The organism is Roseococcus sp., from assembly GCF_965227005.1.
Classification (GTDB): Bacteria; Pseudomonadota; Alphaproteobacteria; order Acetobacterales; family Acetobacteraceae; genus Roseococcus.
Map to the genome: position 1 here is coordinate 70,248 of NZ_CBDDFJ010000023.1, position 23,540 is coordinate 93,787.

24 protein-coding genes are annotated in these 23,540 nt (G+C 70.1%); 13 read left to right on the forward strand and 11 right to left on the reverse strand.

Going from position 1 to position 23,540, the window contains the following annotated elements; translation table 11 throughout:
- The first annotated feature begins 175 nt into the window (after positions 1-175).
- Complete coding sequence (locus ACO057_RS13070; RefSeq protein WP_421992361.1) at positions 176-997, forward strand: SLBB domain-containing protein; 822 nt, start codon at positions 176-178, stop codon at positions 995-997.
- Positions 998-1,032: 35 nt separating this feature from the next.
- On the forward strand, positions 1,033-3,228 hold the full coding sequence (locus tag ACO057_RS13075; RefSeq protein ID WP_421992480.1) for a YjbH domain-containing protein: 2,196 nt from the start codon (positions 1,033-1,035) through the stop codon (positions 3,226-3,228).
- A gap of 5 nt (positions 3,229-3,233) precedes the next feature.
- Here the strand turns inward: ACO057_RS13075 and ACO057_RS13080 are convergent, their stop codons facing one another.
- Positions 3,234-3,872: a TetR/AcrR family transcriptional regulator gene (locus tag ACO057_RS13080; protein WP_421992363.1), complete on the reverse strand. Its 639-nt coding sequence runs from the start codon at positions 3,870-3,872 to the stop codon at positions 3,234-3,236.
- A gap of 137 nt (positions 3,873-4,009) precedes the next feature.
- Here ACO057_RS13080 and ACO057_RS13085 point away from each other — a divergent pair, with 137 nt between their 5' ends.
- Positions 4,010-4,987, forward strand: coding sequence for a Bug family tripartite tricarboxylate transporter substrate binding protein (locus ACO057_RS13085; protein ID WP_421992365.1), 978 nt, complete (start codon positions 4,010-4,012; stop codon positions 4,985-4,987).
- A gap of 110 nt (positions 4,988-5,097) precedes the next feature.
- Here ACO057_RS13085 and ACO057_RS13090 read toward each other — a convergent pair whose 3' ends face one another.
- The 5 genes from ACO057_RS13090 to ACO057_RS13110 all read right to left on the reverse strand — a co-directional run bounded on the left by ACO057_RS13090 (position 5,098) and on the right by ACO057_RS13110 (position 8,436).
- On the reverse strand, positions 5,098-5,412 hold the full coding sequence (locus ACO057_RS13090) for a cupin domain-containing protein (RefSeq protein ID WP_421992367.1): 315 nt from the start codon (positions 5,410-5,412) through the stop codon (positions 5,098-5,100).
- A 5-nt stretch (positions 5,413-5,417) separates the two neighbouring features.
- A complete protein-coding gene (locus ACO057_RS13095) occupies positions 5,418-6,359 on the reverse strand; it encodes a dihydrodipicolinate synthase family protein (protein ID WP_421992369.1) in 942 nt (313 codons plus the stop codon).
- Positions 6,356-6,856: a YcgN family cysteine cluster protein gene (locus tag ACO057_RS13100; protein ID WP_421992371.1), complete on the reverse strand. Its 501-nt coding sequence runs from the start codon at positions 6,854-6,856 to the stop codon at positions 6,356-6,358. The genes ACO057_RS13095 and ACO057_RS13100 overlap by 4 nt, the downstream gene beginning before the upstream one ends.
- Positions 6,857-6,912: 56 nt before the next feature.
- Positions 6,913-7,704 (reverse strand): lipid-binding SYLF domain-containing protein, encoded by a 792-nt coding sequence (locus tag ACO057_RS13105; protein WP_421992373.1) that lies wholly within the window; start codon positions 7,702-7,704, stop codon positions 6,913-6,915.
- A 96-nt stretch (positions 7,705-7,800) separates the two neighbouring features.
- Positions 7,801-8,436, reverse strand: a complete 636-nt coding sequence (locus ACO057_RS13110) for a histidine phosphatase family protein (RefSeq protein WP_421992375.1) — start codon at positions 8,434-8,436, stop codon at positions 7,801-7,803.
- A 48-nt stretch (positions 8,437-8,484) separates the two neighbouring features.
- Between ACO057_RS13110 and ACO057_RS13115 the strand changes: the two genes are divergently transcribed.
- From ACO057_RS13115 to ACO057_RS13135, 5 genes are all read left to right on the forward strand, one after another.
- On the forward strand, positions 8,485-9,768 hold the full coding sequence (locus tag ACO057_RS13115; RefSeq protein ID WP_421992377.1) for an AmpG family muropeptide MFS transporter: 1,284 nt from the start codon (positions 8,485-8,487) through the stop codon (positions 9,766-9,768).
- An 11-nt stretch (positions 9,769-9,779) separates the two neighbouring features.
- Positions 9,780-10,109 (forward strand): DMT family protein, encoded by a 330-nt coding sequence (locus ACO057_RS13120; RefSeq protein WP_421992379.1) that lies wholly within the window; start codon positions 9,780-9,782, stop codon positions 10,107-10,109.
- Positions 10,110-10,354: 245 nt separating this feature from the next.
- Positions 10,355-10,855: a YbjN domain-containing protein gene (locus tag ACO057_RS13125; RefSeq protein ID WP_421992482.1), complete on the forward strand. Its 501-nt coding sequence runs from the start codon at positions 10,355-10,357 to the stop codon at positions 10,853-10,855.
- A gap of 80 nt (positions 10,856-10,935) precedes the next feature.
- Entirely contained in the window at positions 10,936-11,745 is an 810-nt protein-coding gene (gene proC / locus ACO057_RS13130) for a pyrroline-5-carboxylate reductase (protein ID WP_421992381.1), read from the forward strand.
- Positions 11,742-12,185 carry a DUF488 family protein gene (locus ACO057_RS13135; protein WP_421992383.1) on the forward strand — a complete coding sequence of 148 codons (444 nt, stop codon included), beginning with the start codon at positions 11,742-11,744 and terminating at the stop codon, positions 12,183-12,185. The genes proC and ACO057_RS13135 overlap by 4 nt, the downstream gene beginning before the upstream one ends.
- On the opposite strand, the gene ACO057_RS13140 is transcribed toward ACO057_RS13135, so the two are convergent.
- The 4 genes from ACO057_RS13140 to hpnA all read right to left on the reverse strand — a co-directional run bounded on the left by ACO057_RS13140 (position 12,186) and on the right by hpnA (position 17,676).
- Positions 12,186-13,361 (reverse strand): NAD(P)/FAD-dependent oxidoreductase, encoded by a 1,176-nt coding sequence (locus tag ACO057_RS13140; protein WP_421992385.1) that lies wholly within the window; start codon positions 13,359-13,361, stop codon positions 12,186-12,188. It abuts the gene before it with no gap.
- Between the two features lie 37 nt (positions 13,362-13,398).
- Positions 13,399-15,435: a squalene--hopene cyclase gene (shc, locus tag ACO057_RS13145; RefSeq protein WP_421992387.1), complete on the reverse strand. Its 2,037-nt coding sequence runs from the start codon at positions 15,433-15,435 to the stop codon at positions 13,399-13,401.
- 115 nt (positions 15,436-15,550) lie between these two features.
- Positions 15,551-16,681: a glycosyltransferase gene (locus ACO057_RS13150; RefSeq protein ID WP_421992389.1), complete on the reverse strand. Its 1,131-nt coding sequence runs from the start codon at positions 16,679-16,681 to the stop codon at positions 15,551-15,553.
- Entirely contained in the window at positions 16,678-17,676 is a 999-nt protein-coding gene (hpnA, locus tag ACO057_RS13155; protein ID WP_421992391.1) for a hopanoid-associated sugar epimerase, read from the reverse strand. Before hpnA ends, ACO057_RS13150 begins: the two co-directional genes overlap by 4 nt.
- Before the next feature lie 62 nt (positions 17,677-17,738).
- On the opposite strand from hpnA, the gene ACO057_RS13160 reads away from it, so the two are divergent.
- The 5 genes from ACO057_RS13160 (at position 17,739) to ACO057_RS13180 (ending at position 22,483) form a co-directional block, all read left to right on the forward strand.
- Positions 17,739-18,338, forward strand: a complete 600-nt coding sequence (locus tag ACO057_RS13160; RefSeq protein ID WP_421992393.1) for an ABC transporter substrate-binding protein — start codon at positions 17,739-17,741, stop codon at positions 18,336-18,338.
- A 200-nt stretch (positions 18,339-18,538) separates the two neighbouring features.
- The gene (locus tag ACO057_RS13165; protein ID WP_421992395.1) at positions 18,539-20,611 is read left to right on the forward strand and encodes a TonB-dependent receptor; all 2,073 of its coding nucleotides are present in this window, start codon (positions 18,539-18,541) and stop codon (positions 20,609-20,611) included.
- Positions 20,612-20,624: 13 nt separating this feature from the next.
- Entirely contained in the window at positions 20,625-21,281 is a 657-nt protein-coding gene (locus ACO057_RS13170) for a MotA/TolQ/ExbB proton channel family protein (RefSeq protein WP_421992397.1), read from the forward strand.
- Between the two features lie 3 nt (positions 21,282-21,284).
- The gene (locus ACO057_RS13175) at positions 21,285-21,713 is read left to right on the forward strand and encodes a biopolymer transporter ExbD (RefSeq protein WP_421992399.1); all 429 of its coding nucleotides are present in this window, start codon (positions 21,285-21,287) and stop codon (positions 21,711-21,713) included.
- Positions 21,713-22,483, forward strand: coding sequence for an energy transducer TonB (locus ACO057_RS13180; RefSeq protein ID WP_421992401.1), 771 nt, complete (start codon positions 21,713-21,715; stop codon positions 22,481-22,483). The genes ACO057_RS13175 and ACO057_RS13180 overlap by 1 nt, the downstream gene beginning before the upstream one ends.
- A 106-nt stretch (positions 22,484-22,589) precedes the next feature.
- On the opposite strand, the gene ACO057_RS13185 is transcribed toward ACO057_RS13180, so the two are convergent.
- The gene (locus tag ACO057_RS13185) at positions 22,590-23,501 is read right to left on the reverse strand and encodes an MlaA family lipoprotein (RefSeq protein ID WP_421992403.1); all 912 of its coding nucleotides are present in this window, start codon (positions 23,499-23,501) and stop codon (positions 22,590-22,592) included.
- Positions 23,502-23,540: the final 39 nt, after the last annotated feature.

A 23,540-nucleotide genomic window follows, 5' to 3' on the forward strand; every position in this document is an offset into this window, starting at 1 on the left:
TGAACTGCGCGTTCTCTGGGGTAAATCTAGCTTCACGGATCAAGACGGAACAGCCTGAGACGCTTTCTCGTCGGATCTTTCCTCCATCGAGCTCGCCCGCGAGCCGACGGAGCAGACCTCCGCCATCCCCCTCAGCCGTACCCTTCTCGATCTGCGCAGCCGCAACTTCTCTGCCGTGCGGCTCTCGCCGCGCGACGGCATCCGCATTCCCCGCGGCTTCGGCGATCGCGACACGGGGCCGGTCTCGCTGGTGGGCGAGTTCCAGCGGCCGGGCATCTACGACATCCGGCGCGGCGAGCGGCTGTCCGAGCTCATCGCGCGCGCGGGCGGGCTGACGCCGCAGGCCTATCCCTATGGGGCCGTCTTCACGCGCGAGAGCGTGCGCAACCGCCAGCAGGAAGGCTTCCAGCGCACAGCGCGCGAACTGGAGACGGGGCTCATGCAGGTCGCCGCCGGGCAGGCCGTGGTCGGGACGCGGCAAGGCACCGATATCGCCGGCGCCGTCGCCGCCGGGCGCGAGATGGCCGCCGCGCTGCGCGAGGCCCGCGCTGCCGGGCGCATGGTGGTGGAGGCCAATCCCGTGGTCCTGGCCGGACGGCCGGACCTCGACGTGCTGATGGAGCCGGGCGACCTCGTGGTCATGCCCAAGCGGCCCAATGAGGTGACGGTGGTCGGCTCGGTGCAGAATCCGGGCAGCCTGCAATTCGTCACCGGCTGGCGGGCCTCGCGCTACGTGACCGCGGCGGGCGGCACCCAGCGCTTCGCCGACCAGGCCCGCGCCTTCCTCGTGCTGCCCAACGGGACCTCCGCCCCGGCGGGCCTCGGCTCCTGGCAGCAGGGCGGGCCGCCGGTGCCGCCGGGTAGCCTCGTGATCGTGCCCAACGACCCCTCGCCCTTCGAGAGCTGGGGCTTCCTGCGCGACATGACGCAGGTGGCGGGACAGCTGGCGATCTCGGCGGCGGCGCTCGCCGTCATCACGCGAGGTTCCGGAAACTGAGACGGCCTCTGGCGTCGCTGGCTGCCTTCGCGCTGCTGGCGGCGCCGGCCCACGCGCTCGACGATGTTCCCGGCACGGGTTCCGATTTCGGCCGCGTCGGCCTCGTCGAGATGCCCAATGCCCGCTTCCGGCCGGACGGCACCATCGAGGCCGGGCTCGCCTTCCGCCGGCAGCGCAATTTCTGGTTCGTGAACTTCCAGGCTTTGCCCTTCCTGGAGACGACCTTCCGCATCACCGACCGCCTCAACGGCACCACCGGTCGCGGCACCGCGACCGACCGCGCCTTCGACCTCAAGCTGCGCGTCTGGGAGGAGAATGCCTGGCGCCCCGCGCTGGCCATCGGGCTTCAGGACGTGATCGGCACCGGCCTCTACCAGGGCGAGTACATCGCCGCGTCCAAGCGCTTCTGGTCGATCGACGCCACGCTCGGCATGGGCTGGGGACGGCTGGCCACGGGGCGCGATCTGCGCAACCCGCTGGGCTACGGCTATTCCTATTTCGACAACCGCCCGCGCAACGTCGGCCAGGGCGGCACGGTGGCACTCAACAGCCTCTTTCGCGGACGCCAGGCGGGAATCTTCGCGGGGCTGGAATGGTCGGTGCCGGCCATCGAGACGCCGCTCGGCACCCTCGAGGGGCTGCGCGCCAAGGTCGAATATTCCGCCGACGCGCTGCGCGACGAGCGTGGCGGCTATCCCGCCCGCACCACGAATCTGCGCGGCGAGGCCGCCAGCCGCTTCAATGCCGGGATCAACTGGCAGCCCAACCGGCACGTGGATGTCGGGCTCTCCCTCGTCCACGGCACCGACCTGCTGCTGCGCGCCTCGCTGCGGCTCAATCCCGACGAACCGCCGGACCTGCCGCGCCGCCCGCCGCCGCCCATGCTGCCGCGCCCCAATCCCGTGGCCGAAACCCTGGAGCCGCCCGCGCCGCCACGCCCGGGTCTGGGCGAGCGCGTGCTGCAGGCCGCCGCCGGCTACGAGGGCACGCTGCGCCTCGGCCGCGACGATGCGGAGGGCGAGGCCAGCCGCAACGCCTTGCTCGCGCGCCGGCTGTTCCCCGCGCTGCGCGAGGCGGGCTTCCTGCCCATCGCCTTCGAGCTGCGCGGCGAGGAGGCGCGCATCGACGTCTCGGGCGGGCGCTACCGTACCCTGGCCCAGGTGACGGGCCGCGTGGTGCGCGCGGCCCAGCCGGTCCTGCCGCCGGAGGTGGAGCGCCTGCACATCAGCTGGGAGCGTGACGGCGCGGTGGTCGCGCGGATCGTCACCCTGCGCGAGGCCTTCGAGAACCTGGCCCGCGCGCGCGGCAGCGCGGAGGAGATCCTGCACGCGACGCAGCTTCTCCCCGCCTACGCCGAGCCGCTGGGCGCGAGCGCCATCCGCACCATCCCTCCGCGCTTCTCCTGGGGGATCGCGCCGCAGCTCAACCTCCAGGTGGGCGATGCGCGGACCTCGCTGCGCTGGCAGGCCGGCGTCACGGCGGGGGCGCGGATGGAGCTGGGGTGGAATGTCGCGCTGGCGGGCAGCGTGGCCCAGGCGATCGCGGGCAATCTCGATGGCGGGCTGCCGAGCGACAGCCGCCTGCCCCATGTCCGCAGCGACTACGCCCGATACGCCCGCACCCATACGCCGACCCTTCCCGCACTTTACCTGGAACGTCTCTGGAACCCCGCACCCGACGTCTTCGCGCGCGTCTCGGGCGGGTTGCTGGAGCCGATGTTCGGCGGCATTTCCGCCGAGGTGCTGTGGCGGCCGCACGACCGCAGCTGGGCGGTGGGCCTCGACGTGAACTACGTGGCGCAGCGCGATTACGGGCAGCGGCTCGGCACGCTCGGCTATTCCGTCGCGACGGGGCATGTCTCGGTCTATGCCGACCTGCCCTGGTGGAACCTCTACACGGTGGTGCGCGGGGGGCGTTACCTGGCCGGCGACTGGGGCGGGACGATCGAGATGGGGCGGCGCTTCGACAGCGGCATCGAGGTGGGCGGCTTCGCGAGCTTCACCACGGCGAACCGCCGCGATTTCGGCGAGGGCAGCTTCGACAAGGGCATCTATATCCGCGTGCCCTTCGACTTCTTCGGGGTCGGCACGCGCAGCCGCGCGGCGATGAACCTTCGGCCCGTCCAGCGGGACGGCGGGCAGCGGCTCGCGGTGGACAATGCGCTGTGGGACGTGTCGCGGGATGGGCGCGGGGATGCGCTGCGGCGGGGGTATGAGGGGTTCGGGCGGTAGGGGCGTTACGCCTTCCCCCCCGTCGCCTCCGCGGCGATCAGCGTCTTCGCCAGTTCGATCCAGGCCTCGAGGACCGTCTCGTTCATCGCGTCACTGCGATTGAAGCTGGAATGGACCGCCATGCCGCGCAGCAGGCAGAGCGTCATGTACTGGAACTGCTCCTCCTTCTTCTCGTCGGGGAAGCGCAGCAGCTGGCGCCAGCGCAGGTTGCGCTCCCCTGTCGGGGAGGCCAGCAATGCGCGCAGCCTTTCGCCGAGCTCCCGGTCCACCCGCGCGGCGAGCATGAGTTCCAGCGCGGCCACGTAGCTGGGCTGGCTGAAGATCTCGCGCCAGACGAAGCGGAGATAGACCTCGAAGGACACGTCCTTCAGCTCAGGGCCGCCGAAGGCCGCCACCCGCGCCTCCTCCCAGCTTCCCAGCAGATGTTCGAAGGCACCGACGATCATGTCGGCCTTGGTGGCGAAATGGTGCGTCTGCGCGCCGCGGGAGACGCCGGCCCGCGCCGCGATCATGCCCGTGCTGAGGGCCTCGTACCCGACCTCGCAGAGCACCGCGATCGCCGCCTCGCACAGCCGCCGCCGCATCCGCGTCGAGCGGAGCGCCTGCTTGCCGCCCGTGGCCCCTGCCGCTGCCAGGCCGCTCATGACGTGCCGTCCTTCCATGGCCTCAACCGGCTCCTCGGAGCCGCGGCGATCAGGAGATGGCCGCGTTGACGGTATTTTACGAACAGTCCAGTCTGTTTTTATTATATCAACGTTCCAGCGGAAGGCGAGATATCCCCATGAACAGGCGTCACCTGGGCCAGCTCATCGCCGGCACCGCCTTCGCTGCCCCCGTCACGGCCCATGCACAGGCGCGAACCGGCTTTCCGAACCAGCCGGTAAGGATGGTGGTCCCGCTCGCCGCCGGCACGCTGACCGACGTGATCGCGCGCCTGCTGGTGGAACCGATGGCGCGCGAGCTCGGCCAGCCCGTCGTCATCGAGAATCGCGCGGGGGCCAATGGCAATCTCGCCGCCGCCTATCTGAAGCAGCAGCGGCCGGACGGCTACACGGTCCTGCTGGCGGGCGTGTCGATGCTCGCCTTCAACCCCTACCTCTATGCGAACCTGCCCTACGATCCGGCGCGCGACTTCAGCTATATCGGCCCGGTCGTGAACACGCCCTTCATCCTGGTCGCCAGCCACAAGAGCGGCATCAGGACGGTGGCGCAGTTCCTCGAGCGCACGCGGGCGCGGCCGGGCGAGATCACCTTCGCCAGCGCTGGCAACGGCAATTCGACGCATCTGGCGATGGAGATGGTCGCCGAGGCGGCGGATATCCGCCTCACCCACGTGCCCTACAGCGCCGTCTCCCCGCTCGCCAGCCTCATGAGCGGCGAGACGGACACCATGCTGACCGTGGTGGGAACCGCGCTGCCGCAGGTGCTGAACGGCGCGATCGTGCCGCTCGCCGTGCTGCTCGACGCGCGCCTGCCGGAACTGCCCCAGGTACCGACGCTGGCCGAGGAGGGCGTGCGGGCGCCCACCATGCCGGGCTGGTACGCGCTGGTCGGCCCGGACGGACTGGCCGAGGAACCGACCCTGCGGCTGAACGCCGCGCTCCAGGTGGCCCTGCGCGACCCCACCGTGCGGCAGCGCCTGGCGCAGATGCACCTCGCCCCGATGGAGGGGTCGCCCGCCTCCATCCGGCAGATGTTCGAGAGCGACAGCAAGACCTGGGGCGACTTCATCCGCCGCCGGGGCCTGCGCCTCGGCTGACCGGCCGCTAGAGCCTTTTCCGTTCGCAAGGGCTCACTTCGAAATCTCTAGCTCTTTGTTTTTCGAGCATCTTTACCCGACCAGACGATTCCGTCTGATCGAGTGATGCTCTAGCCCGGAAACGCCTTCACTTCCGTCTCGACGAAGTGCAGCGTCGCCGGGCCCGCATTGATCACATTGTGCTCGGCGCCGGCGATGCGGTGATAGGCCACGCCGGCCTTCAGCTCCGAGGTGCTGGTCGTGCCGTCGGGATATTCGATCAGCAGCGTGCCATCCATCATCGGCACGACGACATAGAGCCAGCCGTGGCGGTGGAAGCCGGTCTCGGCGCCGGGTTCGAACTCCCAGCGGATGACGCGCACCTTGTCGTCGTCGATCAGCGTAACCGGGACGGCGGGGGCGCGGCAGCGCAGGGAGTCCGACATGCCGGTTACTCCGCGGCCTGGGCGGTGGCGGCCATGCCCGGCAACGGGATCGCGCCCGTCGCGACCCAGGTCGCCCAGCACTTGTCGGCCGTCGCCTTGTCGAGCGGCAAATGCGGCGGGCGGATGTTGCGGTAGCCGTCATCGCCCGTGCTGCGCGCGATCACTTCGCGCAGATTGGCGATCAGCGGGAAGGCGGTCGCGGCCTTGCGGGTCGCGGCCAGCATCGCCTGGGCCGCATCGGCCTCGGGACCCGTGCGCTTGGCATAGACGATGCCGCCCCAATGCGAATTAGCGTTGCTCGCGGCCGTGATGCAGCCCGCGCCGCCCTCGGCGAGGATCTTCTGGAGGAATTCGTCCGAGCCGGAATAGACCTCGAAGCCCTGCGCCGCGAAGGCGTCGATCATCGCCTTCATGTTCGCATAGTCACCCGAGCTGTCCTTCACGCCCTTGAACACACCGGGGAAGGCCTTCAGCAGGCGGCCGATGAGGTCGAGGCTGAAGGGCACCGCGGACTGCTGCGGGAAGTTGTAGAGGTACAGGGCGATGCCCGAGCCGACGCGCGTGGCCACTTCCGAGAAATAGGCGAAGAGGCCGTCATCCGAGGGGGCCTTGTAGTAGAAGGGCGGCAGCAGCAGCACGCCGCGGCAGCCCTGCGCCTTGGCATGCAGCGTGAGCTCGACCGTGTCGGTCAGGCTGGCGCAGCCCGTGCCCGGCATCATCACGCCGGCGGGCACGCCGCGGGCGATGAGGCCTTCCAGGATCTGCTTGCGCTCATGCAGGCCGAAGCTGTTCGCCTCGCCCGTCGTGCCGAGAATGCCCAGGCCGTTGCAGCCATTGGCCAGCAGCCACTTCGCGTGCTTGGCCATCCGGTCGAGGTCGGGCGCGAAATCCGCCGTCATGGCGGTGAGGACAGCGGCGTTCACGCCGCCGAACAGGGCATTCTTCATGGCTCGTTTCCTTGCAGTGATCCGATGGCCGGGCGCTTGCCCGCCTTTCGGGGCCAACTTCCTGGCCAGGTGGCGATATGGTCCTCGGTCGCGCCGGCCTGGCGCTCGTTGATCACGCGGCCGCGCACGGAGACGCCGGCGCGGACCACGCTGTCAGGATCGCCCGAGAGCAGCGGATGCCAGGACGGCAGGTCCCGCCCCTCGCCGAGGAGGCGATAGGCGCAGGTGGGCGGCAGCCAGTCGATGTCCTTCAGCCGCTTGGCCGTCAGACGGATGCAATCGGGCACGCGGGCGCGCCGGTTGGCATAGTCGGAGCAGCGGGCGGTGTCGGTGTCGAGCAGCCGGCAGGCGACCTCGGTGTGGTGCAGGCGCTCGGTGTCGTCCTCGCGCAGCTTGTGCAGGCAGCAGCGTCCGCAGCCGTCGCACAGGCTCTCCCACTCGGCGCTGGTCATCGCGTCGAGGGTCTTGGTCTTCCAGAAGGGCGGAACGTCCGGCACAGCGCAGCTTTAGCCCAACTCGGCGGGCCGGGGAATTGCGTCCCCGGCGCCGGGTCTCACCGATGCGGCGGCGGCGGCGGCAGGGGCATGCGCCCGACATTGCCGCGCGCGGCGGCGCGGGAGGAGGCGATCGGCTGGGCCTCGGCGGGAGCCGCCACCGGGGCGGCGGCGGTCGGCGCGCCGCCGAAGCGCATCAGCGCGGCGCGCAGCGGGTCGGCGCCCGGATTGTGGACCGACATGCTGACCACGATGTCGCGCGGCTCGACCGGGCGGCCGTAATAGGCGGCGTTCCAGTCGGGGCGCGGATCCATCACCGTGCCGCCCAGCGCCAGCCCGGCGAAGAGCCCGCGCGAACGGGAGAAGGCCAGGATGTCGGCGCCGAGATTGGTCGTCGTCGCCGCCTCCACCGTGCCGCCGACATGGGCGATGGCCAGCGAGGCATCGGCGCCGAAGCGGAACTGGTTCTGGATGGCCGCGTTCATGGCCTTCTCGCTCATGAGCAGCAGCAGGGTCTGGCTGTCGCGGATGCCGGCCTGGAAGCCGATGCTGCCCGTGCCCGTGGCGTAGAAGGCCGGCGAGGACCAGGAGCCCGCCGCGTCGCGGCCGACCAGCACGCAATCGCCGCCCTCGCCGCCGGCGAAGAAGGCCGCGCTGAAGGTGCGGGGGCAGACCAGCGCGCCGCGCGCCCGGCGCAGCATGCTGGCGGCGTCGAGCCGGTCATTCTCCTCGCTCAGGATTTCCTGAACGGTGAGAGCGGAACGGTCGACGAGCGCCTGCGGCGCGTTTCCGGTCGGCGCCCCCGCGCAGGCCGAAAGAGCCGCCAACGCGGCCAGGATGACAAGGCGCATGAGCTTCCCCCGATAACCCTAAGCAATTACGTGATTCTAGCTCAGCTATCCCCGCGGAGGAAGGGAAAAGGGCCAAGGGCTCTCCCGAGGCCGGATTCACTCGACGTCGGGCATGATCCAGGGCTCCTCGTTGACCGACACCACGCGCCAGTCCGACCCGTGCTTTTCCAGCCGGGTCAGCGAGAGATTCTTGATCGAGAAGGTCAGGGCCTGGTGCCCGTCCAGGGCCAGCGCATGCGCCAGGGCGGCGCGGATGGAGCCGCCATGGGCGACGATCACCACGTCCTCGCCGCGATGCGCCTCGGCCAAGCGGTCCATGACGGGGGCGACGCGCGCGCGCAGATCCTCGAAGCTCTCCCCGCCGGGCGGCTGCTCGACGGCGGCGTGCGGCCAGAAGGGGTGCGCGGGGTGGCGCAACAGCTCGACCACCACCTCATGGGTGAGGCCCTGCCACTCGCCCAGCGACTGCTCGGCGAGGTCGGGCTCGATGGCCAGATCCCGGTCGGGATAGCCGGCGGCGAAGATGGCCCTGGCCGTCGCCTGGGTGCGGACCAGCGCGCTCGTCACCCAATGCGCCGGGCGCGGCAGGCGCGCCGCCAGCCAGCGGTAGAGCGCCACCTCGCCCTTCAACGACAGGTCGCACAGCGGCACGTCCATATTGCCGTAGAGCGTGGCGCGGGCGGTCGCCTCCACCAGCGCATGACGGATCAGAAAGAAGCGGGCGGGTTCCATACCCCAAGCGTGTAGCGGCGCGGCGCGCGGGCTGATAGCCATTCGGCCATGCAGATTGCGAAGCTGTTCCGCGACCGCCGCTTCCTCGTCATGCTCGCCCTCGGCTTTGCCGCGGGCGTGCCCCTGCCGCTCACCGGCTTCGTGCTGCGGCAATGGTTCTCCGAGGCCAATATCTCGCTGGCCGCGATCGGCTTCACGGCGCTGATCGGGCTGTCCTATTCGCTGAAATTCCTCTGGGCGCCGGTGATCGACCATGCCCGGCCACCCATCCTGGCCCGGCTGGGCCGCCGGCGCGGCTGGCTCGCGAGCATCCAGCCGCCGCTCATCCTGTCCATCCTGGCGCTCGGCCTCACCGACCCCACGCAATCCGCCGCGCTGACGGCCGGCGTGGCGGTGGTGGTAGCCTTCCTCGCGGCCAGCCAGGACATCGTGGTGGATGCCTATCGCATCGAGATCCTGGAGGAGGAATCCCAGGGTTACGGTTTCGCCTGCTACGTCTGGGGCTATCGCTTCGCCCTGCTCGCGGCCAGCGGCGGCGGGCTGGCGCTGGTGGCCGTCATCGGCTGGTCGGGCGCCTTCGCCTATTGCGCGGCCCTGGTGGCGGTCGGCTTCGTCGCCGTACTCCTCGCCCCCGAGCCCGCCGCGCCGCCGCCCGAGCCCATGGGCTGGGGCCGGCGCATGCGGACCGCGGTGATCGATCCCTTCGCCGATTTCATGAAGCGCCGCCACTGGCTGGCGATCCTGCTTTTCGTGGCCCTCTTCAAGCTCGGCGAGGCTCTGGCCGGCATCATGACCGCGCCCTTCTACCGTGAAATCGGCTTCACGCGCGGCGAGGTCGCGGCAGTGGGCAGCGTCTTCGGGCTGGTGGCGACGCTGGTCGGCGTGCTGGCGGGAGGCTGGTTCGTCGCGCGCATCGGCACGGGCCGCGCGCTGGTCATCACCGGGCTGGCGCAGATGCTGTCCAACCTGATGTACGTCGCGCTCTATTCGACCGGACGCGACATGGGGATGCTCTATGCCCAGGTCGGCGTCGAGAACTTCACGGACGGCCTCGCGGATGCCGCCTTCGTCACCTATCTGACCGCGCTGACCAACCGCGCCTTCAGCGCCACGCAATATGCGCTGCTCTCCTCGCTGGCCGCCGTGCCGCTGCGCTTTCTCGGCGGGTGGTCGGGGCAGCTGGCCGAGGCGATGGGCTGGCGCAACTTCTTCCTGCTGACCACCGCGGCCGCGCTGCCCGCGATGTGCCTCATGCTCTGGCTGCTGAAGCGCCTGCCGCCTCCGCCGCGAAAGCTCGCTCCCGCCGAACCCATAGCCCTGGGGATGACATGAACGTTTACTGGATGACTCCGCTGCTGCTGGTCGGCAGCAACATCGTCATGACCTTCGCCTGGTACGGGCATCTCAAGGCGCCGTCCTGGCCCATGTATGTGGCCATCCTCGTGAGCTGGGGAATCGCCTTTTTCGAGTATTGCCTGGCCGTCCCCGCCAATCGGATCGGCTACGGCACTTTCACGGGCCAGCAGCTCAAGGTCATGCAGGAGGTCATCACCCTCGGCGTCTTCGCCGTCTTCAGCGTGACCTTCCTGGGCGAACAGCTGCGCTGGACCTATTTCGCCGCGATGGGCTGCCTCGTCATGGCCGTGGTCTTCATCTTCCTACCCGTTGACTGATCGGGCCGGCGACACAGTTATTCACAGCTTCTTCGCATTTGAAGGACTTGCGACACGGGATTTTGGTCGCCTAGCCTACAGGTGGTGTTGGATCGTATGATCCACCCCAATCCCTGGGCCTTGGGGGAGGTTCCAGGGGGCGACACGCGACATCCGGCGATCCATTCGCCACTCGTGAGTCCAGCCCGCCCGGGGCGGGGCTCGCGCACCCAACCGGGCCCATAGGGGAGTGCCACATGTCCGTAATGCTGGCAGAGGTTGCTGAAGACGAACGCGCAACCAACCCGCTCGATGTGCTGGAACAGATCGTCATCGCCAATGAGTGGACCTTCGAGCGTCGCTCGGACGGCGAGATGGCGGCGGAGGCACCGGGCAAGTGGTGCAACTACACCCTCTTCTTCTCCTGGGCGCCCGAGATCAGCGCCATGCACTTCTCCTGCGCCTTCGATGTGAAGGTGCCCGACCAGCGCCGCGCCCCGCTTTTCGAATTGCTGGCTCTGGCCAATGAGCGCCTGTGGATCGGCCATTTCGGGCTGGAATCCGACGAGGGCGTGCCCGTCTTCCGCCATGCCGTGCTGCTGCGCGGCGCGCCCGGCGCCTCGGCGGAGTCGCTGGAGGACATGGTCGATATCGCCATCACCGAGAGCGAGCGCTTCTTCCCGGCCTTCCAATTCGTCCTCTGGGGCGGCAAGGCGCCGGGCGAGGCGCTGGAGGCCGCGATGCTGGATTGCGTGGGCGAGGCCTGAAGGTCGGGAGGGAGAAACGCCCTCTCGCATCCGCCGCGCGGCGCTCTAAACTAGGGCAAAGCCACCAGGAAGCGCCGCACATGTCCCTCCCTCCCCTTCTTCTCATCGGCTGCGGCAAGATGGGCGGCGCCATGCTCGCCGGCTGGCTGGAGCAGGGCCTGCCCCCCGAGACCGTCGTGGTCGAGCCGCATCCGGCCGCCGTCGCCGGGTTTGCCGGGCGCATCCGCCACGTCACCTCCTTCGCCGAGATCCCCAGGGACTTCACGCCGGCCGCCGTGATCCTCGCCACCAAGCCGCAGGAGGCGCCGAACGCCCTGCCCGCTTTGGCGCATCTGGTGAATCCCGAGACGGTCTTCCTCTCGATCATGGCCGGCAAGACGGTGGGCGGCCTGCAGGCGCTGCTCGGCGGCGTGCCGCATGTGGTCCGCGCCATGCCCAATACGCCGGCCGCCGTGCGGCTGGGCTTCACCGTCGCCTATGCCGGACTGGGCGTGACGCCCGCCCAGCGCGAGCTTTGCGACACGCTGATCTCCGCGGTGGGCGAGTCGGCCTGGGTGGAGCAGGAATCGCTGATCGACCCGGTGACGGCCGTTTCAGGCGGCGGCCCCGCCTATGTCTTCCTGCTCGCCGAGGTGATGGAGCAGGCCGCGATCTCGCAGGGGCTGCCGCCGGACCTAGCGCGGCGGATGGCGCGCGCCACGGTCTCGGGCTCCGGCGCGCTGCTGGCCGCGAGCACGGAGGATGCGGCCACGCTGCGCGTCAACGTGACCAGCCCCAAGGGTACGACGGAGCGCGCCCTGGCCGTGCTCATGCGCCCCGAGGCCTGGCCCGCCATCATGGAAGAGGCCATCGAGGCCGCCACCGCCCGCTCGCGAGAGCTCGCGGGATGACGGTCGCCGTCGCCACCATCGGCTTCACGAAGACGACGGCAGAGAACTTCTTCGCGCGCCTGAAGGCGGCGAAGGTGAAGCGCGTGATCGACGTGCGGCTGCACAACACCTCGCAGCTCGCCGGCTTCGCCAAGGCGGACGACCTCGCCTATTTCCTGAAGACCATCAACGGCATGGACTACGTGCCGGAGCCGATCCTGGCGCCGACGGAAGAGCTGATGAAGTTCTTCAAGACGGATAAGGGCGACTGGGACGTCTTCTCGCGCGATTTCTCCGCGCTGATGAAGGAGCGGAAGGTCGAGAAGGCCCTGAAGCCGTCCTTCCTCGACGGCGCCTGCCTGCTCTGCTCCGAGGCGACCGCGCATCGCTGCCACCGGCGGCTGGTGGTGGAGTACCTCAACAAGGAATGGAGCGGCGCGCTGACCGTCGCGCACCTGTAGTCAGGCGGCTTCGCCCGCCGCCCATCCGCTCGCCCAGGCCCACTGGAAATTGTAGCCGCCAAGCCAGCCGGTGACGTCGACCGCCTCGCCGATCACGAAGAGGCCGGGCACCTCCTTCGCCATCAGGTTCTGCTGCGACAGCCCGTCCGTATCCACGCCGCCCAGCGTCACCTCGGCCTTGGCATAGCCCTCGGTGGTGGCGGGGGTGAGCGTCCAGGCCTTGATCAGATTGGCCAGCGCGATCACCGGGCGGTCCTGCAGATCGGCCATCCGGATGCCGGGCAGGTGCCGTTCCGCCAGGGCCTGGGCGAGACGCGCCGGCAGGAACTCGCCGAGCACCGTGCGCGGCTCGGCCTTGGGCCGCGCGCGCTTGGCGGCCAGCAGCAGCGCGACCGCGTCCTGCCCGGGCAGCAGATCCAGCGTGAGCGCCTCGCCCTCGCGCCAATAGGAACTGGCCTGAAGGATCGCCGGGCCCGACAGCCCGCGATGGGTGAAGAGCATCGCCTCGGGGAACCTCGCCTTGCCCGCCTTGGCGATCACCGGGAGCGAGACGCCGGCCAGCGGCTGCATCAGCTCGAGCTCCTCGCCGCCGAAGGCCAGCGGCACCAGCGCCGGGCGGCGCTCGACCAGCTTCAGCCCGAAGCGCTCGGCCATGTCATAGGCGAAGCCCGTCGCGCCCATCTTGGGGATGGAGATGCCCCCCGTCGCCAGGACCACGGAAGCCGCCTCCAGCACGCCGCGGTCGGTGGAGATGGTGAAGGCCGTGCCGCGCGTGATGTCGGTGACGCGGGTGTCGAGCGCGACGTCCACCCCGGCCGCCTCCGCCTCGGCCAGCAGCATCGCCACCACCTGCTTGGCCGAGCCGTCGCAGAAGAGCTGGCCCAGCGTCTTCTCGTGCCAGGCGATGCGGTGCTTCTCGATCAGGGCGAGGAAGTCCCGCGCCGTGTAGCGCGAGAGCGCCGAGCGCGCGAAATGCGGATTGGCCGAGAGGAATCGCTCGGGCCGAACGTCGCGATTGGTGAAGTTGCAGCGCCCGCCGCCGGAGATGAGGATCTTCTTCCCCGCCTCCTCGGCATGGTCGATCAGCAGCACGCGCCGGCCCCGCTGGCCGGCACGGATGGCGCACATCAGCCCGGCCGCGCCGGCGCCGATGACCAGGACATCGTAGGTGGTCAATGAAAGTCCGATCGTGACTGGCGATGCGCGCGCAACGTCAGAGTCCGTGGGTGACCCGCCGGGTATTGGAGGTGCGCAGGTTGCGCAGCCGCGCCAGCGCCCAGAGCGGGAAGATGCGGCGATAGCCATGGTAGCGCAGGTAGAAGACGCGCGGGAAACCGGTGCCCGTATAGTCCTCCTCGGGCCAGTCGCCATCGGGCTTCTGGTGGCGCGTGAGCCATTCGGCCCCGAGCTGCACGGCCGGATGATCCGCCTCGCCGGCCGCCATCAGCGCCAGGATCGCCCAGGCCGTCTGGCTCGCCGAGGACGGCGCCTCCTGTCGCTTGTCCGCGCGCGTGCCGCCGCGGCTCGGGTAGCTCATCCCATCCTCGCCCCAGCCGCCGTCCTCGTTCTGGTTCTCGACCAGCCAGGCGACGGCGCGGCGCATGGCCTGATGGCCGTGCGGAAGCCCCGCCGCGTTCAACGCCGTCAGCGCCGACCAGGTGCCGTAGACGTAGTTCACGCCCCAGCGGCCATACCAGGAGCCATCGGCCTCCTGCTCGCGCAGCATGTATTCGATGGCGGCCTTGGACGTCGCTTCGTCGCCGCGCCCGAGCTGCGCCAGCATGGCGAGGCAGCGGCCCGAGACGTCGGCCGTCGGCGGATCGAGCAGGGCGCCGTGATCGGCGAAGGGGATGTGGTTGAGGTAGTGGAAGGTGTTGTCGGCGTCGAAGGCGCCCCAGCCGCCGCCCTTGGACTGCATGCCGACCGTCCAGTCGGTGGCGCGCTTCACGGCGGGGTCATAGGTGCCTGCTTCGTTGCCGGCCTCCTTGCGGAAGCGGTCCATGGCGAGCACCACCACGGCGGTGTCGTCCACGTCGGGGTAATGGGCGTTCTCGTATTGGAAGGCCCAGCCGCCGGGCTTGAGGTTCGGCCGCTGCCAGGACCAGTCGCCCCGGACGTCCGTGATCTCCTTGGTCGTCAGCCAGTCGAGGCCGCGCGCGACGGCCGAGTGCTGTTCCTCGCCACCGGCCTCGAGCAATGCGTGGCTGACCAGCGCGGTGTCCCAGACGGGGGAGAGGCAGGGCTGGACGTAGGTCTCGTCGAGATGCTCCTGACCGGCTCCGCCGGGGCGCTCCTGCACCAGCTTCTCGATGGAGGACCAGGCGGTGAGCAGCCGGGGATCGTCCTCCGCCACGCCCATGCAGGAATACATCATGATGGCGTTCGCCATGGCCGGGTAGATCGCGCCCAGCCCGTCCGCGCCGTTCAGGCGCTCGGTGACGAAGCGCTCGCAGGCGGCCTCGGCGCGCATGCGGTGGGTGCGCGGGAAGAGCGTGCGGGCGCGGTGCAAAGCGCCGTCCAGGCCCTTGAAGAGCGAGGCCCAGGGCTCGGCCTGGTGGGCGCCACCGGCCCATTCCTTCACCTGCTCCGGGGGCGTCGTGAAGAGCTCCTCGATCCCCGCGCCGGTCGGATTCTGGGCCTTGGGCTGGCGCGCGATCACCACGGTCAGCGGGATCAGCACGGTGCGTGCCCAGTAGCTGATCTTGCTCACGTGGAAAGGGAACCAGCGCGGCAGCAGCATGAGCTCGGGCGGCATCATCGGCACGGCGCGCCAGGGCACCGCACCGAAGAGCGCCAGCGTCGAGCGGGTGAAGACGTTGCTGCGCTCGGCGCCGCCGGCGGCCAGGATGGCCTTGCGGGCGGTCACCATATGCGGCGCGTCGGCGGAATCGCCGATCATCTTGAGCGCGAAATAGGCCTTCACCGAGCAGGAGATGTCGAGCGGACCGCCATGGAAAAGCGGCCAGCCGCCGGCGCAGTTGCCGAGCTGCTCGGCCTGCACGCGGCGCAGGTAGCGCGCGATGCGCGCCTCCTTCTCCGGCTGGATGCGGCCGAAGAAGTGGTGGAGCATCACGTATTCGGCGGGGATGGTGCAATCCGCCTCGAGCTCGAAGACCCAATGGCCGTCAGGGCGCTGTTGCGCGAGCAGGTGCCGGGCCGTCCTGCCGATGGCCTGCTCCAGCGTCGCATTGTCCGGACCGGACGAGCCCCCCTGGATCGCCTGGTCGGCGGTCCCGGGCAGGATCGGCATGATGTTCAACGCGGCATACCCCTTGTTTCCGCTCAGAAATCGGAACCCCAGCCGGAATGAATAGGCCATTTCGGCCCGGTGCCGGAAGGCCGCGCCAAGTTGTATCTGGGCTGTGTCATTCGCGCGACAGGGGCTCGCCCTTCCAGAGGCCGCCCTTGCCCGCCCATTCGGCGCGGGCGGAAGCGAGGGTGAAGGCGAGATAGGTGGTGGCGATGGCCGGCAGCGCCAGCCCGCGCCACGGCGAGAGCCCGAAGCGACGCAGCATCGGCGCATAGGCCAGCGCCATGGCGCCCCAGGCGAGCAGCCCGAGCCCCCGCGCCCAGCCCTGGCCGAAGACGGCGAGCAAGGGCGGGGCGAGATAGACGAGGCTCAGCGCTGCCACCATGCCCAGGAGAATCAGCGGATTATAGAGCAGCTGCGCATAGGCGGTGCGAACGACCATGGCGCGGATGGTGCCGAGATCGTCATAGGCGCGCAGCGAGCGGACGCGATCGGTCAGGCCGATCCAGATGCGCGAGCCCCCCTGCTTCACGAGGGCAGCCAGCGAGCAGTCGTCGATGATCCGCCCCTTGATGGGCAGCAGTCCACCGCGCGCCTCGAAGGCCGTCCGCCGCAGCAGAACGCAGCCGCCGGCAGCGGCCGCCGTGCTTGCGCGCGGGTCGTTGGACCAGCGGAAGGGGTAGAGCATCTGGAAGAAGAAGACGAAGGCCGGGATCAGCCAGCGTTCGGCCGCGCTGTCGCAGCGCAGCCGCGCCATCAGGGAGACGAGGTCGCGATCGTCCGAGGTCGCGCGGGCCACGAGGCGGCGCAGGCTGTCGGGCGCATGCGCGATGTCGGCATCGGTGAAGAGCAGGAATTCATGCGCCTCGGCCTCCACCGCCCGCAGACCCTGCTGCAGGGCGTAGAGCTTGCCCGACCAGCCGGCCACCTTGCCCGTGCCGGTGACCACGGTCAGCCGGCCGTCGCCGGCGGCGCGCGCCAGCTCGCCCGTGCCGTCGGAGCTGCGGTCGTCCACCACCACGATCCGCAGCGGGCCGGGATAGTCCTGCATGACCAGCCCGCGCACCGTGGCGGCGATGGTCTCGGCCTCGTCGCGCGCGGGGACGATGGCGCAGACGGCCGGCCAGATCGCTGGTTCAGGCAGGCCTTCGGCATCGGAATCATCGTCGCGCGCGAGCCAAAAAAAGCCGCGACCGAAGAGCAGCACGGCCCAGGCCAGGCAGGCCGCCAGCCCGATCCAGATCACCGGCACAGCATCCCCGTCGCCTCGAACCAGTGGATGGCGTCCATCACGCCCTCCTGCCAGGGGCGGGACTGGAAGCCGAGGACGCGCCGCGCCTTCTCGGCGGAGAAGAACATGTGGTGGCCGGACATCTTCAGCCCGTCGCGCGTCAGCATGGGCTCCTTGCCCGTCACCAGCGCCATCATCTCCGACAGATAGGCGAGCGGCACGAGCGGCGCGCGCGGGATGCGGAAGGGCCGGCGATGGCCCCGCTCCAGGGCGATGAATTCCAGCATCTGCGCCAGCGTCACGTCCTGGCCGCCGAGAATGTGGCGCTCGCCGATCTCGCCATGGTCCAGCGCGGCCACGCAGCCCGCCGCGCAATCGGCCACATGCACGAGGTTCAGCCCGGTCTCGACATAGGCCGGCATCTTTCCCCGCGCGGCTTCCAGGATGATGCGGCCGGTGGGCGTCGGGCGGCGGTCATAGGGGCCGATGGGGGTGGAGGGGTTCACGATCACCGCCGGCAGCCCCTCGTTGCGCACCAGGAGTTCCACCAGCCGCTCGGACTCGGTCTTGCTGGCCTTGTAGGGGCCGATGGCCTCGTCGGGCGTGGCCGCATCGCGCTCGGTGGCGGGCGAGCCGTCGGCGCGCGGCTTCAGCGTCGCGACCGAGGAGACGTGCACGATGCGCGGCACGCCCGCCTTCATCGCCGCCATCATCACGGCCTCGGTTCCGCCGACATTGGTCGCCCGCATGCGGACCGGATCGGGCACGAAGATCCGGTAATCCGCCGCCGCATGGATCACGCCGCCCACCCCGGCCATGGCGTATTGGAGGCTGGTGCCGTCCGTGATGGTGCCCAGGGCGTAGGAGATATCGAGCCCCGCCAGGGTCTCGCGCGGCGCCTTGGGCCGGACGAGGGCGCGCACGGCATGGCCTTGCGCCAGCACGGCCCGCACGAGGGAAGCGCCCAGGAAACCCGTGGCACCGGTGATCAAGATCGTCGTGGGGCGCATGGCAGTCTTGTGGCCGAGGCAAGAGCCATGGTCCAGATCACGAAAGCCCTTATATGTCGCGCATGCAGACCCGACGCCTCCTCCTCGTCGCCCCCGGGCTCCTGGCCCTCGCGACGCCCGCTTTCGCCCAGACGGCGCCCGCCGATGTGGTCGAGCGTTTCCACGCGACTCTGCTCGAGGTCATGCGGAATGCCCGCAGCCTCGGCCCGCGCGGCCGCTATGACCGCCTGACGCCCGTCATGGGCCAGGCCTTCGACCTCGCGGCCATGACGCGCATCGCGACCGGCTCCAACTGGGCCGGCCTGCCGCCGGACCAGCAGCAGGCGCTGTCCCAGGCCTTCACGCGCTGGTCCATCGCGACCTATGCCGCGCGCTTCGACGGCTATTCGGGCGAGAGCTTCACCACCCTCGGCACCCAGACCCTGCCCAATGGCGACGCCCTGGTCCGCACGCGGCTGAACCGCACCGATGGCGAGCCGGTGGTGCTGTCCTACCTGCTGCGCGGCAACAATCCGCCGCGAATCGTGGACGTCTATCTGACGGGCACGATCAGCGAGCTCGCCTCGCGCCGCTCGGAGTTCTCGGCCCTCATCCGCGACGGCGGCGTGCCGCGCGTGATGCAGGAGCTGGAGACGCGCACGGCCCGCCTGCTGGCCGCCTAGCCCTCCGCTTTCACGCCTCCCCATCAACCCGCCTGACCCGCCCGGTCAGGCGGGTTTTTTCATGCCTTGATTTTGCGGCTTGCGTGCCGGCCCCACCTCGGCTTTCATTGGTTAAGTTATTGTATTTATTCATTTTTATGAAGACGTATACAGTTCTACCGATGAAGAGGTGAAGAGTGGTTCATATATTGGTACGTGGCTTGCCGTTCGCGCTGATCCCCAGCCTGGCCGCAGCCCAGGCGGCCGACACCCCCACGACCTATGAGCTCGATCCCATCGTCGTGCAGTCCTCCCGGCTGGAGCAGGCGCGGACCGGTATCGCCCCGGCGCTGGGCGCCAGCGTCACCCGCATCGACCGCGAGACCATCGAGCGCCTGCCCCAGGGCGGCGGCGCCTCGCTCAACCAGGTGCTGCTCCAGGCGCCGGGCGTGGTGCAGGAGGCGCAGGGCGACCTCCACGTCCGCGGCGACCACCGGAACCTGCAATACCGCATCAACGGGGTAATCATCCCCGAGGCCATCAGCGGCTTCGGCCAGCTCTTCGACGCGCGCGGCATGCGCTCCGTGGAGCTCATCACCGGCGCGCTGCCGGCCCAGTTCGGCTATCGGACGGCGGGCATCGTGGACATCACGCTGCGCTCCGGTGCGCAGGATCCGGGCGGCAGCGCCAGCCTCTATGGCGGCAGCTTCGGCCAGATCCAGCCGAGCCTCGCCTATGGCGGCGCGGTCGGACCCTTCGAATACTATGTGACCGGCAGCTACCTGCGCAGCGACCGCGGCTTCGAGAATCCGACCAGCTCGCCCAACTCGATCCACAACGAGACGCAGCAGGTCCGTGGCGTTGTGAACATGGCCTATCTGCTGGACGACCGCACGCGCCTCGCCTTCCTCGGCGGCACCAACCAGTCGCGCTTCCAGGTGCCCAATGTCCCCGGCCAGCCGGCCCAGTTCACCGCCTTCGGCCAGAACAGCTATGACAGCGCGAACCTGCGCGCGCGGCAGTGGCAACGCTCCAGTTTCGGCGTGCTCGCGCTCCAGCATTCGCGCGACACGCTGGACGTGCAGGTCTCGGCTTTCCTGCGCCAGACCTCGCTGAGCTATGTGCCGGATACCCTGGGTGAGATGGTGCTCTCCGGCTCGGCGGCCGAGACGCGCAAGCGCAACACCTCGCTCGGCCTGCAGGGCGACGCCTCCTGGCGGGTCGCCGCGGCGCATACGCTGCGCTTCGGCTTCTTCGCCTCCACGGACGTCACGCGCAACATCGCCAACAGCACGGTGCTGCCGGTGAACGCGGCGGGCCTGACCTTCGACGCGCCCTATACCATCCAGGAACGCGGGCGGATCGAGGGCCAGCTCTACGGCGTCTATGCCCAGGACGAATGGCGCCTGACCGACGAGCTCACGCTCAACGTCGGCGCGCGCTTCGATGTGATGAACCAGCAGGTGAACGCCTCGCAGCTCAGCCCGCGCGCCAACCTCGTCTGGCGGCCGAGCGAGGCCACGACCATCTCGGCCGGCTATGCGCGCTACTTCACGCCGCCGCCCTCCGAGCTGCTCACCAATCCCGCGCTGTATCGCTATGTCGGCACAACGCTGGCGCCCGAGGTGCTCCAGGCCAGCCCGGCGCGCCCCGAGCGCGCGCATTACTTCAACCTCGGCATCCGCCAGCGCGTCGGCGAGCATCTGACGCTGGGCGGCGAGGCCTTCTACCGCTCGGTCCGCGATATGCAGGACCTGGGGCAGTTCGGCAGCGCCTATATCTTCTCGCCCTATAACTACCGCGAGGGCCGGGTCTTCGGGACGGAGCTCTCCGCGCAATGGCGGCAGGGACCGCTGCTGGCCTATGGCAACCTGACCCTGTCGCGCTCCGAGGGTCGCGGGCTCGTCTCCAACCAGTATTTCTGGAGCCAGGCCGAGCTGGCGCAGGTGCAGAAGAAGTTCGTCCGCACCGATCACGACCAACTCATCACCGGCTCGGCCGGCGTCGCCTATACGGTGTGGGAGGGCGGCAACGTCTCCTCCACGCTGGTCTATGGCAGCGGCATGCGGCGCGGCTTCGCCAACAGCCAGGTGGTGACGCCCTATGTCACCGTGAACCTGGGGCTGAGCCAGGAATTCACCCTCGCCGGCGGCGGCAAATGGACCGCGCGGCTGGACGTGCTGAACCTCCTCGACCGCAGCTACCAGCTGCGCGACGGCACCGGCATCGGCGTCGGCGCGCCGCAATACGGCCTGCGGCGCGGGGTCTTCGCCGGCCTGTCGCGCGCGCTCTGAGGAAGATCCGAACATGAACGAAGCTCATGACTTCTCGCTGGTCGCCCTGTTCCTCCAGGCCGACATTGTGGTGAAGGCGGTGATGCTGGCCCTGGCCGCCGCCAGCCTCGCCGTCTGGGCCATCCTGCTGGACAAGACCTTCCGGCTGCGGCGGCTGCGGCGCGACATGGCCGCCTTCGACGCCGCCGGCCGCGCCGGGCACGGCGGGGCACTGGAAGCCGGCCTCGGGCGGCAGGTGCTTCAGGCCGGCGCCGCGCTCCGCTTCGATCCGGACGAGGACCGCCTCACCCGCAAGGAACGCCTGCGCGAGACCATGCGCCTCGCGCTCGGCGATGCGATGCGGCCGCTGGAAACCGGCCTGCCCTTTCTGGCAACGGTCGGTTCCTCCGGCCCCTTCATCGGCCTTTTCGGCACGGTCTGGGGCATCATGAACAGCTTCACGGCCATCGCGCGCTCGAACAACACCAGCCTCGCCGTGGTGGCGCCGGGCATCGCCGAGGCACTGCTCGCCACCGCCATCGGCCTGGCCGCCGCGATCCCGGCGGTGATGGCCTATAACCGCTTCGTCGTGGCCGGCGCGCGGCTGCGCGGCGACGGGCAGGCCGCCATCGCCCGCCTGGCCGACGCGCTCAGCGAGGCCCGCCGCGCGCCCGCCATGGCGGGGGATTGAGCCATGGCGATGGCCGGATTGCCGCAAGGCGATGACGAGGCGGGCGCCCTGCCCCTCTCGGAGATCAACGTGACGCCTTTCGTGGACGTGATGCTCGTGCTGCTGATCGTCTTCATGGTCGCTGCGCCGCTCATGCTCTCCGCCGTGCCGGTGCAGCTGCCCAGCGCCGCCGCCGCGCCGGCCACGCCGCCGACCGAGCCCATCGTCCTCACCCTCGACCGGGAAGGAAACGCCTTCCTGCGCGACGAGCCGATCGAGGCGGGCACGCTGACGGCGCGGATGCGCGTGCTGGCCGCCGCCGGTACCGACCGCACGGTGCAGGTCCGCGCCGATCGCGGCCTCGCCTATGGCGACGTGCTGGCGGCGATGGGCGCGGTCTCGGCCGCCGGCTTCTCGCGGGTCGCGCTGCTCGCCGAACAGCCGGCGCGCTGATGTTCGACGCGGCCCTCGCCTCTCCGGCCGGCCCGGCCGTCACGGCGGCCCCGGCCCCCGGCCCGGCGATCCATCCGGCGGCGCTGGCCGGCGCGCTGGCGCTGCACCTGGCGGGCTTTGGGCTGCTGGCCTGGGCGGCCACCTCGCGCGAGCCCCAACGCGCGGAGGAACCGATGGCGATCGAGCTCACGCTGGAATCGGTGGCGACCCAGGCCCCCGAGGCCGCGGCCGCAGCCCCCGAGGCAGAGCCCGAATCCGAGCCGCCGCCTCCCGAGCCGGAGCCCCCCCCGCCACCGGTCGAACCGCCCCCGCCTGAACCACCTCCGCCGATCCGCCCCGAGGCCGTCGCGCCCCCTCTGCCGCCGGCTCCTCGTCCTCGTCCGCCGCAGCCTCCGCGCGAGCGGCGGGCCGCGCCCGCGCCATCCCATGCGGCGCCCACCGCCCCCGCGGCGGCCCCCGCCCCCGCCGCGCCCGTCGTGCCCTCCGGCCCGCCTGTCGTCACGAATCCGCGCTTCCGCCGAACGCCCACGCCGCCGGACTATCCGCTCGTCGCGCGCGAACGCGGGATCACCGGCACCGCCCTCATCCGCGCCCTGGTCGGCACGGATGGCGAGACCAGGGAGGTGCGCCTGCACCGCTCCAGCGGCCATGACATCCTGGACGGCGCCGCGCTCGCCGCCGTCCGGCGCTGGTCCTTCGAGCCGTCAAGCCGCGATGGGCAGCGGATCGAATCCTGGATCGAGGTGCCCATCCGCTTCCAGCTGCGCTGAGGCGCTGGAGCTTCTTCCGAGTCGAACGGGCTCGCTTCAACAGCTCTGGCCTGTTGGCCTCGGGCATCCTCGCCCGATCAGGCGCGGCAGCCTGATCGGAATTTCTCTAGAAGCGCGCGCCCGGCGGCATGTTGCGCGCCCAGGCGGGATCGGGCGTCCGCTCGCGCGCCCGGCCCCGCCGTGCCGTCGGCGGCGCCGTGACATGGATGCCCGGCAGCTCCGCGGGCACTGCGGCCGCCGTGCCCGGCATGGCCGCCCCGGATGGGGGCTCCGCGCCCGGATCGTCCAGCGGCACGATCGTCGCGCCTTCGGGCGTGTCCACGCGGCCGAGCTCGGCATCGCGGCGCTGGCGGGTGACGCTGCGCAGCCGGGCGTAGAAATCGAGGCTGTCGGCCCGCAGCGCGTCCAGCGTGTCGATGTTCTCGGCGCGCAGGTCGATGCCGCTCAGCGCGCCGCGCGACGCGCCGATGATATGGGCCGGGGCGCTGGCGAAGATGGAGCCGGTCAGCAGCCCGATCGGATTGGCCGCCGCGTCGATCCCGTCCCCGATGGCGTCGCGGATCACCGTGGGGCCCATGATCGGCAGCATGAGGAAGGGACCGTCCGGCACGCCCCAGCTATAGAGCGTCTGCCCGAAATCGCCCGAGCGCCGCGTGAGCCCGTTGGGCGTGGCGATGTCGAAGAAGCCGAGCCCGCCGCCGACCGTGTTGATGTAAAAGCGCATCAGGGTGTGGCCGGCATCCAGCAGACGCAGCTGCAGGACATTGTTCGCGAAGACCACCGGCTCGTTCAGATTGCTCAGGAAATTGCGGATGGCCGTTCGCATGCCATCGGGAACTCCATCGTGATAGGCCGAGGCCACGGGACGGATGGCCGCATCGTCGAGGCGCAGGTTGAAGTCGAAGATCTCGCGATTGGTCGCTTCCCAGGGGTCGCGCGGATCGGTGGCGGTCGGTCCGGCGCAGGCCGAGAGAGCAAGGCCCAAAGCCAGAAGCAGGGTGGAAGCGGAGCGTTTCACGCGCGGGACACTACCGCAGCGCCCCGGCCTGCGCGATAT